General features: G+C 60.4%; 12 protein-coding genes. 6 read left to right on the top strand and 6 right to left on the bottom strand.

Annotation, left to right across the window (positions count from 1 at the left end):
* Together HGK27_RS24690 and HGK27_RS24695 are read right to left on the bottom strand one after the other, a co-directional pair.
* Nucleotides 1–399 carry a VOC family protein gene (locus HGK27_RS24690; RefSeq protein WP_206243487.1) on the bottom strand — a complete coding sequence of 133 codons (399 nt, stop codon included), beginning with the start codon at nt 397–399 and terminating at the stop codon, nt 1–3.
* Entirely contained in the window at nt 396–1367 is a 972-nt protein-coding gene (locus HGK27_RS24695; protein WP_206243488.1) for a ketopantoate reductase family protein, read from the bottom strand. Before HGK27_RS24695 ends, HGK27_RS24690 begins: the two co-directional genes overlap by 4 nt.
* Before the next feature lie 70 nt (nt 1368–1437).
* Between HGK27_RS24695 and HGK27_RS24700 the strand changes: the two genes are divergently transcribed.
* From HGK27_RS24700 to HGK27_RS24720, 5 genes are all read left to right on the top strand, one after another.
* A complete protein-coding gene (locus HGK27_RS24700; RefSeq protein WP_206243489.1) occupies nt 1438–2355 on the top strand; it encodes a LysR family transcriptional regulator in 918 nt (305 codons plus the stop codon).
* A gap of 515 nt (nt 2356–2870) precedes the next feature.
* Entirely contained in the window at nt 2871–4283 is a 1413-nt protein-coding gene (locus HGK27_RS24705) for an MFS transporter (RefSeq protein ID WP_241127448.1), read from the top strand.
* 32 nt (nt 4284–4315) lie between these two features.
* Complete coding sequence (aroQ, locus tag HGK27_RS24710) at nt 4316–4765, top strand: type II 3-dehydroquinate dehydratase (protein WP_206243490.1); 450 nt, start codon at nt 4316–4318, stop codon at nt 4763–4765.
* Between the two features lie 71 nt (nt 4766–4836).
* A complete protein-coding gene (locus tag HGK27_RS24715) occupies nt 4837–5823 on the top strand; it encodes a Gfo/Idh/MocA family protein (RefSeq protein ID WP_407674710.1) in 987 nt (328 codons plus the stop codon).
* A gap of 191 nt (nt 5824–6014) precedes the next feature.
* Nucleotides 6015–9017 carry a TonB-dependent receptor plug domain-containing protein gene (locus HGK27_RS24720; RefSeq protein WP_206243491.1) on the top strand — a complete coding sequence of 1001 codons (3003 nt, stop codon included), beginning with the start codon at nt 6015–6017 and terminating at the stop codon, nt 9015–9017.
* 95 nt (nt 9018–9112) lie between these two features.
* On the opposite strand, the gene HGK27_RS24725 is transcribed toward HGK27_RS24720, so the two are convergent.
* The 4 genes from HGK27_RS24725 to HGK27_RS24740 all read right to left on the bottom strand — a co-directional run bounded on the left by HGK27_RS24725 (nt 9113) and on the right by HGK27_RS24740 (nt 14431).
* A complete protein-coding gene (locus HGK27_RS24725; protein ID WP_206243492.1) occupies nt 9113–9754 on the bottom strand; it encodes a TetR/AcrR family transcriptional regulator in 642 nt (213 codons plus the stop codon).
* Between the two features lie 541 nt (nt 9755–10295).
* Nucleotides 10296–10928: a GntR family transcriptional regulator gene (locus HGK27_RS24730; protein WP_241127452.1), complete on the bottom strand. Its 633-nt coding sequence runs from the start codon at nt 10926–10928 to the stop codon at nt 10296–10298.
* 178 nt (nt 10929–11106) lie between these two features.
* Entirely contained in the window at nt 11107–11802 is a 696-nt protein-coding gene (locus tag HGK27_RS24735) for a TetR family transcriptional regulator (RefSeq protein WP_407674648.1), read from the bottom strand.
* Nucleotides 11803–11947: 145 nt separating this feature from the next.
* Entirely contained in the window at nt 11948–14431 is a 2484-nt protein-coding gene (locus HGK27_RS24740; RefSeq protein WP_206243494.1) for a TonB-dependent receptor, read from the bottom strand.
* A 384-nt stretch (nt 14432–14815) separates the two neighbouring features.
* Here HGK27_RS24740 and HGK27_RS24745 point away from each other — a divergent pair, with 384 nt between their 5' ends.
* Nucleotides 14816–16144 (top strand): methyl-accepting chemotaxis protein, encoded by a 1329-nt coding sequence (locus HGK27_RS24745; protein WP_206243495.1) that lies wholly within the window; start codon nt 14816–14818, stop codon nt 16142–16144.
* Nucleotides 16145–16198: the final 54 nt, after the last annotated feature.

Raw genomic sequence — 16198 nt, forward strand, 5'->3', positions numbered from 1 at the left:
TCAGCCATCCATTCCCAGGCGCGGATCGACCGCCCGAACCGCAGCAACGGCGCCGGGGGCTGCCTGGATCAGTTCCAGTTCGAGATTGTCGGGCAAGAGGATCCAGTTGCGGCCATGCGGCAGCGTGGTGACGCCGTAAGCCGCCGCCCGTTCGAGCGCCGCATCGAGATCATCGACCATGATGCCCAGATGCAGAAAGCGGCCTTCGGGCCCCTTGAAATCGGGTGCGGCACGCAGCTGCATCCCCCCGAGTGTCCAATACTGCTCGGGTTCCTCGAGCGTGCCCTGCACCTCGCGAAAGGTCATGTTGAGCACGTCTTCAAAGAAACGGATGTGCCAGTGGATGTCGGCGACCAGGATCGCGACATGCTCGACATAGCCTGTGGGGCGGGCACTCATGCGTGGGTCCTTCCGTCGATGGAGGCAAAGATACCGCTCGCCTCGATGCCCTTGATGCAGGCGACCAGCGCGGCATTGACCGGCGTGGGCACGCCATTGCGCTGGCCCCGCGCAACGATCGCGCCGTTGATGAAGTCGATTTCGCTGCGCCCGCCCTTGAGAATGGTGGAAAGCATCGAGGTGCGGAAATTATCGGGTAGTCCGGCGCTCGCCATCCTCCATGCCTCCATCGGCTCGGAAATGGTGAGGGCAATGCCTTCCGACCGGGCAACCGCCATGGCTTCGGCAACGGCGGCGCAGGCGGTGCGCTCGATCTCGGGCTGAGCATAAAGCTCGCCATAGGGCATGCGGGTGATCGTCGAGAGCGCGCCGGTTGCCGCATTGATCAGAAGCTTGTCCCAGATCGCAGAACGAATGTCCGCCGGCATCTCGGTCGGCACGCCATGGTCGCTCATCAGCCGGGCGATCTGCGCCGCGCGTTCCGATGGCTGTCCATTGAGTTCGCCGATCAGCGTGCGCTTGCCCTGCACCGTGGCCTGCACCTTGCCCGGGGCCAGCATCAATCCGCCAACATAGGTCTTGCCGCCGATGATCCTGCCTCGGCCCAGGATCTCGCTCAGGACATCTTCCTGGCCCAGCCCGTTCTGAAGCGAGAAGACCGTGCTGTCCGGACGCAGGATGGAGGCGGCGTCAAGCGCAGCCTGCTCGGTACCAGCCGAATGGGTGAGGACGATTGCGACATCGAATGTCTCGCCGATGGCGGAGCAATTCGCATAGGCGGAAACGGGTACGGGAGTCGCAGAGCCGTCCGGGGCTGCCAGCAAGAGTCCCCGGCTGTTGACAGCGTCGCGATGCTGCGGGTTGCGTGTGACCAATGCCACGCGGGCGCCGTGGGCAGCCAATGTACCCCCGATCGCGCTCCCGAGCGCCCCTGCGCCGATGATGGCTACTGAAAATGACTGTTCCATGGCTGCGATCGTATCGAACCGTGGTGATTGGTCTATGCAATGCCTCCAATACCATGTATTGTGAAACACAATGATGGCGGATCCGCACCTTCTGGCCAGCTTCCTGGCGATTTATCGCCACGCCACGGTGACGGCAGCAGCAGAATCACTCGGACTGCAACAACCCACTGTTTCGCTTCATCTGCGCGCGCTGCGCGATCTGTTTGATGACCCGCTTTTCGTGCGGCAGGCGGGCCGGATGCTCCCTACCCCTCGGGCCGACGCATTGGCTGGGCCGGCGAGTGATGTTCTTGACCGCCTATCACAGCTCACAGCACCTCTTCCCATCTTCGACGCCCAGGCGAGCAAGCGCACCTTCCGCCTAGCGATGACCGATGCTAGCCAGGTCACCTTGCTTCCGGCTGTTCTCGACCACTTCACAGATCACGCGCCGGGGCTCTCGGTGGTTGTTCGCCTTATCGACGACGCGCTGCCTGCGGCGCTGATCGGTGGAGAGGTGGATCTGGCGCTTGGCCATATCCCATGGCTGGAAGATTGTCGGCAACAAGCGCTCTACACCCAGAACTGGGTCTGCCTGCGCCGGCGAAGCGACGCCAGATTGGACCGCGCCGCTTATGAAGCGGCCGATCATGTCACGGTCGCCTCCGGCACCGGGGCGCATCTGCTGGATGAGTCCCTGAAGAACGCGGGCATAACCCGCCGCATTCGTCTGGTCGTTCCGGGCTTCCTCGGACTTGCACCGATCATTGGCAGCAGAACGTATCTGGCGACGATCCCGCGGCATTCCGGCATGACGCTGGCAGCCCTCGATCCACGCACCCAGGTTTGTGAATTACCTTTCGAAGCGCAAAGCTTCAGGGTCTCGCAATATTGGCATGAAAGATACGAACGAGATCCTGGCCTGATCTGGCTGCGAAAAACCATGCTAACTCTCTTTAGCAAGGCCGCCAACGCCGACACCCTGCAACGGGATCAGAGCAGCCCTTAGATCGCTGACCGCGGGATACCTGGTTTTCAGGGTGACATCCATGCGATTAATCTTTCTTGATCTACGGACTGGCTCATTGGAAGGCCGAGAAAAATCGCAACTTCGGTGGAATCTTGCATCCTCAGATTAAAATTACATGGGCTCACCTCATCGTGGGCTAATGTTCATTTGCCAGCCGCCTCAGGATTGAGAAGCCGTCAGCAATGAGGTCAGTGTCGCGGGTTTCGGCATCCTGCTGCCGGCACGAGGCATCGCTTGAATGCGATTCGCGATCTCCGCATCGTGCCAAAACGACCACCCCACTTCTTTGCTTCCGGATGCTGGCGCCCGGCTGCCAGCCATAAGTGATTAATCAGAAGACAAATTCGCTACCTGTCGGTCGCGCTAGATAAAATTTGCGGCCAGGCATCGCATGTGTTGACAGAACGCACCGTCCGGGGCATTCATGCTGCACCAAACGGTGCATTTCAGGCGACGGCAACCGAAGTCGCGATGGATGTCTATCGATCCAGAGAATGGACGACCTTCGGGAGAACATGATGCAGAACCGGCACCTGCCGGATGCCGTAGTTGGAATCGGCTCCGACCGCAGTCAGTTTCCTTTTGAGCACGTTCACAAGATGGACGAGGCGAATGTTGCTGCCCATGAAGTGAAGTTGAAGGCCGATCATCCTACAAAGCGCCGGTTTGCGATGCTTGGGCTCATCGCTGCTACAACGATGATCAACTATCTCGACCGAACGGTTCTTGGTGTCGCGGCTCCATTGATGTCGAAGGACCTCAAGATAGGAGCAGCCGAAATGGGGCTGGTCTTCTCTGCATTCGCATGGACATATGTTGCAGCTCAGCTGCCAGGCGGAGCGTTTCTCGATCGCTTCGGATCTCGCCTGACCTATTTTCTTTCCATCACACTCTGGTCATTTTTGACCATTGTGCAGGGGTTTTGCACGAGTACCGCAGCGCTGGTGGCTGCACGCCTCGGACTCGGTGTGGCTGAGGCCCCATGTTTCCCCGGCGCTAGCCGAATGGTGGCCGCTTGGTTTCCGCAGAACGAACGCGCTCGGGCCACCAGCATCTACACCGTAGGGGAATATGTTGGCCTTGCGCTAGTTAGTCCTCTTCTCTTTTGGCTGATGCCAAAGTTGGGGTGGCGCCTCCCGTTCGCGATATTGGGCGGCATCGGCATTTTGTTCGGCCTGTTTTGGTGGAGAACCTACAGGGACCCTCACGACGACCGGAAGGCCAACAAAGCTGAAATCGACCTTATCCAGACTGGCGGAGGAATGGCTGGCAAGCCTTCGACGGTACGTTACGAATGGAAAACGATAAAGAAGCTCTTGGCTCAACGGCAGATCTGGGGGGCTGGTATCGGTCAGTTTGCCGGTAACTCTGCATTGGTGTTCTTTCTCACTTGGTTTCCGACATATTTGGCTACTGAGCGTGGAATGAACTTCAAGCAGATGGCGTTCTTCTCGATATTTCCTTACATCGCGGCCGCCGTTGGGATTGTAACAGGCGGCTATGTTTCGGACCTGCTGATCCGACGGACTGGCTCGGTCAATCTTGGGCGCAAGCTTCCCATTGTCACCGGCCTTCTTTTGATCAGCAGCATGGCAACAGCCAATTTTGTCAGCAGCAACGTCGCAGTTATCGCTATCATGGCGGTCGCTTTCTTCGGGCAAGGAATGGTCGGAATCGGGTGGACAGTGATCTCCGATATCGCTCCGGCGGGCTATCAAGGTTTGACGGGCGGTATTTTCAACGTCGTGACCAATAGCTCGGGAATTATAACGCCCCTCGGGATTGGATTTATTTTTTCACAGACGGGATCATTTACTGTCGCTTTGGCCATCATGTCGGCCATCGGCGTGATGGGTGCCGCCGCCTATATCTTTATTCTTGGTGATGTCCGTCGCCTCGAGATCTGAGCCACAGCAATCAACATAAGGAATGTGTGAAGATGAGTAAGCTCGTCTATATTTTGAACGGACCCAATCTCAATCTGCTCGGCAAGCGCCAGCCCGCGATTTACGGCTATGAGACGCTTGCGGATGTCGAGGGCGCATGCACGACATTGGCGGCCGAACTTGGACTCGAGTTGCGTTTCCACCAGAGCAATGCCGAGTATGCGATCATCGACTGGATCCATGAAGCGCGCGAAAATGCTGCGGGCATCATCATCAATCCGGCCGCCTTCACACATACGTCGGTGGCAATTCTCGATGCGCTCAACACGTTCGAGTCGCCGGTCATCGAGGTTCACATTTCCAACGTCCACAAGCGCGAGAGCTTCCGCCATCACAGCTATGTGTCGTTGCGCGCCGATGGCGTGATCGCCGGCTTCGGCACTCAGGGCTACACGCTCGCGCTGCGCCGCATCGCGACGCTCGTGGCGGAGAAGGCCAAGTGAGCTCCGTGAAGCCTGTTCGCCTCGCGGTTCTCGGTGCCGGGCTGATCGGCAAGCGCCACATCGAGCATGTGATGGCCTGCCCGGAAGCGGAACTGGCGGCCATCGTCGATCCTTCCGATGTCGGGCGCGATATGGCGGCGGCCCTTGGCGTGGCCTGGCAGCCCAGCTTCGCGGCCTTGATGGAGGTTGATCGCCCCGACGGCATCATGATTTCCACCCCGAACCAGATGCATGCCCAAAATGCCATCGAGGGCATCGAGGCAGGTGTCGCGGTGCTGGTCGAAAAGCCCCTGGCCGATAACGTCCCGGACGCGATCCGTATCGTGGAGGCCGGCGAGCGTCTTGGTGTGCCGGTTCTGACCGGGCATCATCGTCGCCACAATCGCATGATCCAGCGCGCGAAGGCGGTGATCGATTCCGGTCGGCTCGGAACCGTGGTTGCCGCACACGGCTCGTGCTGGTTCTTCAAGCCGGACGACTATTTTGACATTCCCTGGCGGCGCCAGGTGGGGGCAGGGCCCGTTTTCCTGAACCTCATCCATGACGTCGACAATCTGCGTTACTTCTTCGGCGACGTCGAGAGCGTGCAGGCCTTTGAGTCGAACGCGGTGCGTGGCAATCCTGTCGAAGAAACCTCGGTCATCCTGCTTCGCTTTGCCAATGGTGTTCTGGCGACGATCACGGTGTCCGACACCATCGTGGCACCTTGGAGCTGGGAACTGACGACGGGCGAGAACCCGGTTTATCATGAAACCAGTGAGAATTGCTACACGATCGGCGGCACCCATGGGTCGCTGACGGTGCCCCGCCTGACTCATTGGTCCAACCCGGACAAGCGTAGTTGGTGGGAGCCGGTCAATCAGGAGCAGCTTGAGCATGAAGGGGGCGACCCCCTGCAGTTCCAGATCCTCAATTTCTGCGAGGTGATCCGGGGGCAGGCCGCCCCGGTGTGCTCTGGTCGTGAGGGACTGGAGACGTTGCGGGTCATCGAGGCGGTGAAGACCGCCGCCCGTACCGGCGCTTTGGTCAAACTCGATAGCACGGCCGTGCTGGCCTGACGCAAATCTTGCGCGCGCTGGTGCAGTGTATGATTGGACTGCACCAGCTTTCCTTGAAGTTTTACTTGCTTAGACACCGGCGGCAAGCGCCGAAATGATATAATAATTTAAACAAAATCACTAATATTTCAAACAGATAAAATACTTTGGGGCAAGGTGGCAAGCAGTCACCAAATATAAGGGGGAGATGTATGAAGGACCGTTTTATCGGTGTGTCCGTCGTGGCCATGATGTGCGCGACGACTGCTCAAGCACAAACCGCCGAACCTTCGGTGGGCGCCACGCCGCCAGCTGCCATCACGCAAGCGCAAGATACGCCAGCTCAATCGACCGTGGACCAGACAGCTGATGCTCCGGGCAGCAGCAGCGCTGGCACTTCGGCCAGCCCGTCTGCCTCCGACATCATCGTGACCGGTTCGCGTATCGCGCGCAAGGACTATCAGTCCGCCAGCCCGATCCTGACGACGAACCAGGAAGCGCTCAAGGCGTCCGGCTCCGTGAATATCGAGGGGTCGCTCAACCAATTGCCGCAATTCGTCCCGGGCACAGGATCGCAGGCCGGTGGCGGCACGGCGGCGGCGACGGGTGGGCGGGCCACGCTCAACCTGCGAGGGCTGGGCGACCGGCGCAATCTCGTTCTGCTCGACGGGCGCCGTCTGCCGCCCTCCAACATGTTCAATGTGGTCGACGTGAACGTCGTGCCCATGTCCCTGATCGAGAGCGTCGAGACAATCACGGGCGGCGCCTCGGCGGTCTATGGCTCCGATGCTGTCTCCGGCGTGGTCAATTTCCGCACCCGTCGCAAGATGCATGGCGTGGAGTTCGACGGGCAGATCGGCAACACCTTCCTCGGCGATCGCAAGACCGTCGATCTCTCGGCGACGGGCGGCTTCTCGGCGATCGACGGCCGGCTCAACGTCATCGGCAGTGTGTCCTACACCCAGCGCGACGAATTGCTCGCACCGCAGCGCTCGTTCTTCGATCAGGCCTCATTGTCGGGGTACATCGGTCAGGGGTTATATGTGCCGGCCGGTGACAATCTGCCCTCTCAGGCTGCGGTCAACGCCGCCTTCGCCAATCAGGCTCCGGGCACCGTTGCGCGCACCAATTCGCTGGGCTTCAACAACAATGGCTCGCTCTTCAGTCAATTGGGAGCGACCAATTTTCAGGGCGCCGTGCCGCCGAATTACACGACGGTCGGCGGCTCGTTCCGCCAGATTTCGTCGCAGCAGCAGACCTTCGATCGGCCGCTGGAGCGCGAGACCGGCTTTATGCGGGCCGAGTTCGAGATCAACGACGCGCTCACCCTGTATGGGCAGGGGCTTTATTCCCACACCGACACCAATGTGAGCGCGGGCAACAGCCTGACCCAGTTCATTACCGCGAGCGTCTCGCCCAACAATCCCTTCATTCCTGCCAGCCTGGCGTCGATTCTGGCTTCGCGGCCCAACCCGACGGCCAATTTCACGCTTAACAAGCGCTTCGTCGAACTGCCCTGGCGCCGGGTGTACACCCAGTTCGATACGAGCCAGATCATCGCCGGCCTGCGCGGCAAGTTCGGTATCGGTGACTGGACCTTTGACCTCTATGGCAGCCGGGACCGCAACATCGTCAACACCAGCATCCCTTATGGCGTGCTCGGGGACCGGGTGAACAAGCTGCTTCAAGCCTCCGACGGCGGCGCATCGCTGTGCACGGGGGGATACAATCCCTTTGGCCTGGCCAATGTCACCGCCATCTCGCCTTCCTGCGTGGCCTATATGACGGCGAACATCCGCAGCCGTGAAAGCATACAGCAGAACACGGTCGAGGGCAGCGCCCAGGGCAGCCTGTTCAAGCTGCCCGCAGGTGATGCGAAGCTGTCGGTGGTGGCGACGTATCGCGACAACAAATACAGCTTCGCACCCGATGCCCAGCTCGTGGCGGGAAATGTCTTCGCCACCAACCAGACCAACCCCACCAGCGGCAGCACCTCGGTCAAGGAGATCGCGGGTGAGCTGTTCGTACCGATCCTGGTCGACAAGCCGTTCGTCCGTGCGCTGAACCTCACCGGCGGTTTGCGTCGCTCGCAATACAACATCACGGGCGGGGTCACGACCTGGAAGGGTGAACTCGAATGGTCGCCGGCCCGCGCGATCCTCTTCCGGGGCGGCTACCAGCGCGCCATCCGCGCGCCCAACATCGGCGAGCTGTTCAGCTCGGCCACAGGCAGCCAGGTGCAGTTTGGCAATCCGCCCACTGCAGGCGATCCGTGCGATGTGCGCGGTTCGGCGCGTAGCGGCGCCAATGCGGCCAAGTTGCGAGCGCTTTGCGTCGCGACCGGCGTTCCCGACGGTCTGGCTGACAGCTACACCTATGCGACCAATGCCATCGCCTCGATCACCACGGGCTCGACGGCGCTGAAGCCTGAAAAGGCCTCGACGCTCACGGCTGGCGTGGTGCTTCGTCCTCGGTTCAATTCGCCAGCACTCGCGAATGTCTCGTTTTCGGTCGATTTCTACGACATCCGCATCACCGATGTCATCTCCACGGTGGCCGGCAACACCGCCCTGTCCAAATGCTACAATCTGGATGGGTCGAACCCGACCTACAGCGCAAGCAACCCGTTCTGCGCGCTGGTCAAGCGCGATGCGACAGGGGGCATCTCCAGCGTCAACCTGCCCTATCAGAATCTGGGTGGATTGCGGACCCGTGGTGTCGACTTCCAGCTTGATTGGACGGCGCGCCTTGGCAATTGGGGCAAGCTGGGCAAAGCGAACTTCGCGCTGAATTCGGTGATCAGCTATCTCGACAGCTACAAGATCGAGAATCTGCCCGGACAAGGTTTTCAGGAGTTTGCCGGCACCATCGATTACACCAACGGGCTGCCGCTGCCCCGCTGGCGCTACACGACCACGGGCAATCTCTCGCTCGGCAAGGTCGGCGTGGGCCTGCGTTGGCGGCATCTCGACGGAATGCGCGATGTCTCGAGCGTGATCTCACCCAGCGCTGTCGCCCCCGGTGTGCCCGCCTACGACATCTTTGATCTGACCGGTCAGGTGAGTGTCAATGAGCGTTTACAGATCCGCTTCGGCGTCACCAATCTTGCCAACAAGCAGCCGCCTGTTGTCGGTGGCGTGCTGGGGCAGACCTTGCCGGGCACGTATGACATCATCGGCCGCTCGTTCTACATGGGAGCCAAGGTGCATTTCTGACGATTTGGAGCGAGGCAGGAAGGGGTCGCCTTTGGCGGCCCCTTTTTCTGTCTGCCGTAACCAAGGGCGCGCAGGTTCCTTGGGGCAGGCCGTGCTTATCTGGCCCCGACCAGCGCCAGAATGGCGTCGACAGCCATCGCCCTATGACGGTTGCTGATCTCAGTCCCGCGGATATCCTTGCCCACGACATTGCTGAATGTATAGCGGTTGCGAATGCGGAAGACGCAAAGTGCAGAAATCGCATAATGGAGATCGATCGGGTCGATAGGAATGGTGAATGCCCCGGTTTCGAGCCCTCGGTCGATGAGGCGCTTGAGTGAGGGAACGGTGTTGGCATTGGCCGCCTTTATCGCCTCCGATGCCTCCATATTGTCACCTTGATGGATATTCTCAAGCCCAACGAGCTGGCTGTATGTGAGATTTTGATCGTGGTGGTCGAAAGTTTCCTGCACCAGCAGGGTCAATGCCTCGCGAGGCGGCATGTTGTCGAGATTCAGGGCAGCCTCGCGCGATCGAATCGCGCGGTAGGCCTGCTCGAGAACGGCGACGTAAAGGTTCTGCTTGCTTCCGAAATAGTGGAAGATCATGCGCTTGGACTTTTTGGTCCGTGCGGCGATCGCATCGATGGTAGCGCCCGCGAGCCCCATCAGAGCGAATTCCTCTGTCGCGGCCTCCAAGATGCTGGCGCGGGTCCGATCTGATTTCGCAAGGTTGGACATTTCACCACGAATTCGCATTGCGACGCCTCGGCGCCAGGAGTGAGGTTTGTTGTACTCCATTGCGAGAATGCATCAAATGATGCATTATATAATGCAAGGGGTAGCATATTACATATGACTTAGTGGTCTTACTCCGCTTAGTTTGTGATCACTGCCAGTCACGAATCTAGAAATTCAGTAGTCTATTGATTTTTAGCCTTTCTTCAGTAACCATTGGCTCGAAATGGCGGCGGATAACCCTGTGAGAGCAGCGTTCGTGATGCATTCGTATTTTTCGCACCAAGCAGTGCATTTATGGCTTGTGAAGTCCACCGTATGGTGCGAAAGAGAACTCGCCTTTCAGGCATCCTCTCCCAACTTTCATAAGCCGGCGTTCGCGCCGGCTTTTTTTGGAAGTGAATGACCCCCAAGCTGGGCTTGACCGAACTGCACCGCCTCAAACTCACGGAAAGGGGAGCGCGGCTTCCCATCTTGCGGACCTGCTAAGGTGTATTAAAGCTGCGATCATCCGGGCAATACCTTACTTCTGACGGATAAATGATTAGTCATAAGTGCTACGCTATGTAGCTGCGATCCCCGAAGCCGGTTGCTCGTCCTCCAGCTCGGCTATTTCCTTAGAGACATTCGTTCCTGTTCGTTTGATGTGTGCTTTGAGAAGGTTGACGGCCTCCTCGCTGTTCTTTTCGAGCGCAGCTTTTAGGATGGCGGCATGTTCATCAACGACTTTGCGATCTTTCGGTTGCCTGCTCAAGAAAACGCGACGATACCGGTCGGACCGATCATGGAGCCCGTTGCAGGTAGCTAAAAGGAGCGGCATATCCGCGCCAGCGATCAAGGCATCATGAAAGGCCCGATGCGCGATCTCCCATTCCTCCACCCGGAAATGGCGCGATCGTTCCTGGCGCAGCAGGGCCTCATGGGCCGCGCTGATCCCCTCAAGCCACGCCTTATCCCTCCGGGATATGGACTCGCGCAAAGCTAGACCTTCGAGCTCCTGCCGCATGGCGATGACCTCGTTGAGATTGCGCAGTGACAGGCGCGTTACCCGATAGCCTCGCTGATCGATCGCTTCGATCAAGCCTTCGGCAGCCAGGCGTGACAAAGCCTCGCGCAGCGGGCTCAAACTGACGGCGAATTGCTCTCGGAGCGCCCTGATGTTCAGCTTGGTGCCCGGCGCAATATCGCCACGCATGATCGTCTCGCGTAAATAAGCGCATAGTTCCGTGGCCAAAGTGGGCCGACTGGTTTGATCGTCGGGGCTGCGGCTGTGAGATGTGGGCAAGGGAAGGGGGCGGGCAGTCATCCATGCTGACTAGCATGGTGATCGCAATTGCCAACTGACAGATGCGACATGGCCTTGCCCCATCGCGTCAGCTCGGCGATGTCGCACCGACGGTATCGAGCACGGCGCGGACGATCATGGACCGCTGGCGCGCTCGGAGTTCGGGCTCGTACAGATCGTGGCCAACGACAGCGCTAAACGTATGGAGGTGTCCGACGCGGAACACGCAGAGCGCACTGATCATGTAATGCAGGTCGATAGGATGGATTTTTCGCTGGAATACACCCTCCTTATACCCCCGCTCGAGAATTCCGGCCACCAGAGGCACCGCCGTCGCATTCGCTTTCGTGATCGCGGACGATCGACGGATATGTTCGCCATAGTGAATATTCTCGATGGCAACCAGGCGGACGAAGTTGGGAGCAGACTCGTGATAGTCGAACGTCTCTTCCACAAGTCGGCTCAGGGCGTCCGCAGGGGGCATATCCTGCAATCCAAGGCTCTCTTCCCTGATGCGAAACATCTGGTAGGCATGTTCCAGAACAGCCGCGTAGAGCTTTTCCTTGCTACCGAAATAATGATATATCATTCTTTTTGAGTTCGTCGAGCGCGCCGCGATCGCCTCGACCCTTGCGCCGCTCAATCCCATTTGGGAAAATTCTTCCGTTGCCGCCTCGAGGATTCGAGCGCGGGTCTTGTCTGATTTTGGAATGGTTGCCATCAGCATCCTCGGTGTGTCTGCATTCTCGACGTTACCGTAGCGCTTCGGTTGCTCAAAACGCAAGTTTGGTCATGTCGTGCAAGCCGGGAAGGCAGGCGAGCGGCGGCGCGTCATCGCGCCCGACGCTGGGCTATCGTCAGACGGGGAGCCATGGAGGCCCTTCACTCGGGCTCTGTCGCGACGAGCAGCGGCGCCCGGCGACGGGCTTTCAGAATGTCAGGCCAAATCGGGCATACCATTCCGCGGGGCGGTTGTAGGTGCCGAAGACCAGCCCTGCCGTTGGGCTGGCGCCCCCTATCACCAGATAGCGGCTGTTGGTGAGGTTGGTGCCCCCCAGCGTGACCTCATGGCGCCCGCCCGGTGCCTTCCATGTCACGCTGGCGTTGAGCAGATCGGCGGCGGCGCGGTTCAGCGTGTAGGTGCCTTCCGTATCGTTGCGCATGCTGGTTGTGTGCGTGAAACTGCCCTGCAGCAGCAACTTTCCCTGACCGACCGGCGTTTCATAGCGCGGCGAGAGGCTGATCTTCCAGTGTGGCGCCTTGGGCAGAGCTGCGCCAGCATAGACCCCTTGCTGCAAAATGCTGGGTGCCACCTGCGCTCCCGGCAGAACCGAGGTGTAAAAGGCATCGAGATAGCTCAGCGCCGCCAACAAAGTCAGCCCTCGCGCGGGGGCTGCGATTGTTTCCAGTTCCGCGCCATTGATCCGCGCATCGCCGGCATTCTGGATGGTGGGTGAGAGTCCTTCCTGAAAGGTCAGCTGGATGTCTCGATAACGGGTGGTGAAGCCTGTCACATTCACCTGTAGCCGACGGCCCAGCCAGCTCGATTTCAGTCCCAGCTCGAAGGTTTCGGCATGTTCGGGCCCGAAGGTGGGAGCCACCTTCAGCGGTGCGCTCAACCGCGTTGTCCAGCTACCGGTTTCATAGCCGCGCGACCACGAGCCATAGAACATCACGTCGGCCATGGGGTGGATCTGCACCCCGACCTTGGGGCTGAAATTGTCGAAACGCTGGCTGCCGGGCGTGGCGGGGTAATAGAGCAGGGGCTGCGACGGGTCGGGAAAGCCCAGAGCGGCGGCGCAGGCAGCGTTGGGAGCGGCAGGCGCGCAATTAGCCAGCTTGTAGGTCAGCCCGTTGTCGTCGGTCTGATAACCGCGATAGCTCTTGTCCTCATGGGTGAAGCGCCCGCCCAGCGTCAGCCCGATCAGCGGGCTGGGGCGATAGTCGATCTGGCCATAGGTGGCGTAATTGGTGGTGGCGATATGTCCCGGCCCATCGACCTGCAGCAGCCCCTCGCCGAAATTGACATAGTCATGCAGCCTCCCTGTCTCGCGGAAGGCATAGGCGCCCAGCATATAGGTGAGCTTGCCATCGAGCAGATCGCCGCTCCAATGCAGCTCTTGGCTCAGCTGGCGCTGGTCGATGGTGAAGCTGAGCACCAGCAGCTGCACCGGCGATCCCGACTGATCGGTTCCGGCGGCGAAATGCATGCCGCGGAGCGAGGAGATCGACTTGAGTCGCATATGAGGCCCGAGATCGCCCTCCAACGTCAGCGCCGCACCGCCCTGATTCAGCTGCGAAAAGTTGAGGCCACTGGCATAGGTCGTATCGATGTTGCCCGTGGCATTCACCCAGCGGCCATCCCATGACAGGCGGCCTGCGCTGGTGGCCGACAGGCCCGGCAAGGCGTTGTAGCCCGCCGCGCCGCTGCGCGCGCCGCATAAGGGACCCAGCCCGATCCCGGTCAGCACAGCAGGAGGCAGGCCGATGCAGGCGTTATAGGCCCCGGCCACGCCGTTGGGATAGTTCTCGGTGGTCTGCAGCACGGTGTTGGGCACGGCATCCTGATCGACATGGGTATAATCGGCCGAGAGCGTGGCCTTCAGTCCCGGTCCGGGCAGCCATTTCAGCTTGCCGCGCAGGCTGAAGCTGTTGTCGCCCCCCTGCCTGCCATCGCCCGTGCCGTAACCGGCGGAGGCGAAGCTAGTGGCCGGATCAATCGTGACCGCACCGGGATAGGGGATGCGCTTTTGATAGCCCTGCCGGTTCAGCACGCCGAAGGAGAGCGACGAGAACAGCCTGTCGGTGATCGGCAAATCCACCGTGCCGCGCGCCTGCAGCCGCGCGTAGCTGCCGGTGGTGAGGTCGGCGGTGAAACGCATGCGCGGGCCCGGATCATGGGTGACGATGCTGATTGCCCCGCCAATGGTGTTGCGGCCGAACAACGTGCCCTGCGGGCCCTTGAGCACCTCGATCCGCTCGACATCAAGGAGCTCCTGATTGGCGCCGATCGAGCGGGCCAGATAGACCCCGTCGAGATAGACCCCCACCGCCGGATCGATGTTGAAGGCGAAATCGGCCTCGCCGATCCCCCGGATCGAGGCGCCCAGCACGGCGGTGGAGCCCGAGAACGGCGTGGACGCATCCAGAGTGACATTGGTGGCCAGCGCCGAAAGGCCCGCCACATCGCTTACCGCGTTCTCCTTCAGCGCATCGGCGGTGAAGGCGGAGATGGCGATCGGGACGTTCTGCGAACTTTCGCTGCGCTTCTGTGCTGTTACCACGATATCGGCAATGGCGCCGGGCGCTGCTGGAGGGGCCTGTCCGGCCCACGATCCGGTCTGGGCGGCGGCTAGGGTCGGCCACATGGCACAAGCCAGCAGCCAGACATTCTTGCGTTGAAAAACCGCCATAGCCCCCTGAACATCCCATGCCGCATGCTCGCCCAACGACCTAGAGCCAATTGCCTAAAACCCCCGCTCACGGTTGCTCTGGGGGGAATACCCAGAGAGGCCTGGGGCATGGCAACGATTTCCTTAAGCAAAGGGACGCTTTGCTCATACGCGAAAGCTAGTTTTGGAAACAGGAGCTTGCACACATCGGCGGGCCGCCTACTGAGCCTTATCCCGATGCCGCAGAGGCTTGCCGGGTGATGCGTCTTGGAAAACCCCTAGGGACATGGCGGGGCGATCTTATGCCGGCGCAACTATTGCGCGGAAGGATCGGTCAGTCAGTGAGTGATGACTATGTTCAGGCGTCGGATTTCTGTTTCCCTCGAAACGCGCATGGCGGAGGCCGTGTTCGACAAATCGCCCGATGGCATGCTGCTGGCGCAAAAGGGCGTGTTCGTCGCATGCAACAAGGCCTGCGAGGAGATATACGGCCGCTCGCGCGAGGAGATTATCGGCTTTGGTCCGGGGCGCTTTGCCGCGCGCGTCCAGCCCGATGGCCGCCCCTCCGAACTGCATGTGCCCGAGAGGCTAAAGGAGGCGCAAGAGAAAGGATCGTCTCGTTTCGAATGGTTGTCGATCACCCCGGATGGCAAGGATCTGCGGGTGCTCCTCACCCTGATACCGGTGCGTTTCGAAGGCGATGACGAAGTGTTGGTGCTGGTTCAGTCGCTGGCCGAAACCGCAGAGGTGATCGAGGATCTGCGCCATGGGCTCGACGAATTGTCACGCGGTAATCTGGCCTGCCATATCAAGGCGCCGTTTCGGGAAGAGTATGAGGGACTACGCGAAAGTTTCAACAGCACGGTAGACGCCTTTGCCGCCTCGATGGGCGCGGTGTCGGAGACGGCGCAACACGTCGCCTCCGGGGCCGAGGAGATTGAGGAGGCCGCACAGGATCTGGCGATGCGCAGCGCCGAACAATCCCGCACGGTGGAGACGACCGTAACCGCGCTGCATCAGATCGGCAGCGCCATGTCGCAATCGGCACAGGCCGCCACCCAAGCCAATACGCTGGTCGCCGATACCCGCCTGCGCGCCGAGGAATCCGGCGCGGTGTTGGCCCGCACGGTGGAGGCCATGGCGGGCATCGAAACCTCCTCGCGCGAGATTTCCGACATTGTCAGCGTAATCGATGGCATTGCATTCCAGACCAATCTTCTGGCGCTGAACGCGGGGGTGGAAGCAGCCCGCGCGGGGGAGGCGGGACGCGGCTTCGCGGTGGTCGCCCATGAGGTGAGGGCGCTGGCGCAACGGAGCGCGGAAGCGGCGCGCGACATCAAAGGGCGGATACACGTTTCGGCCCGGCAAGTGGCGGGCGGCGTCGCCCTTGTTACCGAGACGGCGACCACGCTGGCGCGTATCGCCACCGGGGTTCGCGAGGTGAGCGAAGTGATGAACCGCATCGCTCAGGATGCCACCAGCCATGCCGCGCGCCTGGGTCAGGCCAATGGCGCGGTGCGCGAGATCGACACGATCACCCAAAGCAATGCGGCCATGGCGCAGCAGGTCAGCGCGGCAGCGCAGGGCCTGACCCGTCAGTCGGCATCGCTGATGGCCGAACTCAAGAGATTCCACTCGCGCGAGGTGCTCTCCAGCAAGATGAGCGATTCTACGTCTTTTGAATGGATCCGACGCCCGACCGCTCTGAAACGACAGGTCGTGTTGCGCGCCTGATCGCAGGTTCCCGCCTTACCAAACAGGCCCCCAGGCTGGTATTGGCAGCGTTCT

This window comes from Novosphingobium terrae (assembly GCF_017163935.1).
In the GTDB taxonomy this organism is placed as follows: Bacteria; Pseudomonadota; Alphaproteobacteria; order Sphingomonadales; family Sphingomonadaceae; genus Novosphingobium; species Novosphingobium terrae.

Coding starts and splice junctions, on each gene's coding strand:
- HGK27_RS24690 (WP_206243487.1), bottom strand. CDS start 399: ATGAGTGCCCGCCCCACAGGCTATGTCGAGCATGTCGCGATCCTGGTC.
- HGK27_RS24695 (WP_206243488.1), bottom strand. CDS start 1,367: ATGGAACAGTCATTTTCAGTAGCCATCATCGGCGCAGGGGCGCTCGGG.
- HGK27_RS24700 (WP_206243489.1), top strand. CDS start 1,438: ATGATGGCGGATCCGCACCTTCTGGCCAGCTTCCTGGCGATTTATCGC.
- HGK27_RS24705 (WP_241127448.1), top strand. CDS start 2,871: ATGGACGACCTTCGGGAGAACATGATGCAGAACCGGCACCTGCCGGAT.
- aroQ (WP_206243490.1), top strand. CDS start 4,316: ATGAGTAAGCTCGTCTATATTTTGAACGGACCCAATCTCAATCTGCTC.
- HGK27_RS24715 (WP_407674710.1), top strand. CDS start 4,837: ATGGCCTGCCCGGAAGCGGAACTGGCGGCCATCGTCGATCCTTCCGAT.
- HGK27_RS24720 (WP_206243491.1), top strand. CDS start 6,015: ATGAAGGACCGTTTTATCGGTGTGTCCGTCGTGGCCATGATGTGCGCG.
- HGK27_RS24725 (WP_206243492.1), bottom strand. CDS start 9,754: ATGCGAATTCGTGGTGAAATGTCCAACCTTGCGAAATCAGATCGGACC.
- HGK27_RS24730 (WP_241127452.1), bottom strand. CDS start 10,928: ATGCGTGGCGATATTGCGCCGGGCACCAAGCTGAACATCAGGGCGCTC.
- HGK27_RS24740 (WP_206243494.1), bottom strand. CDS start 14,431: ATGGCGGTTTTTCAACGCAAGAATGTCTGGCTGCTGGCTTGTGCCATG.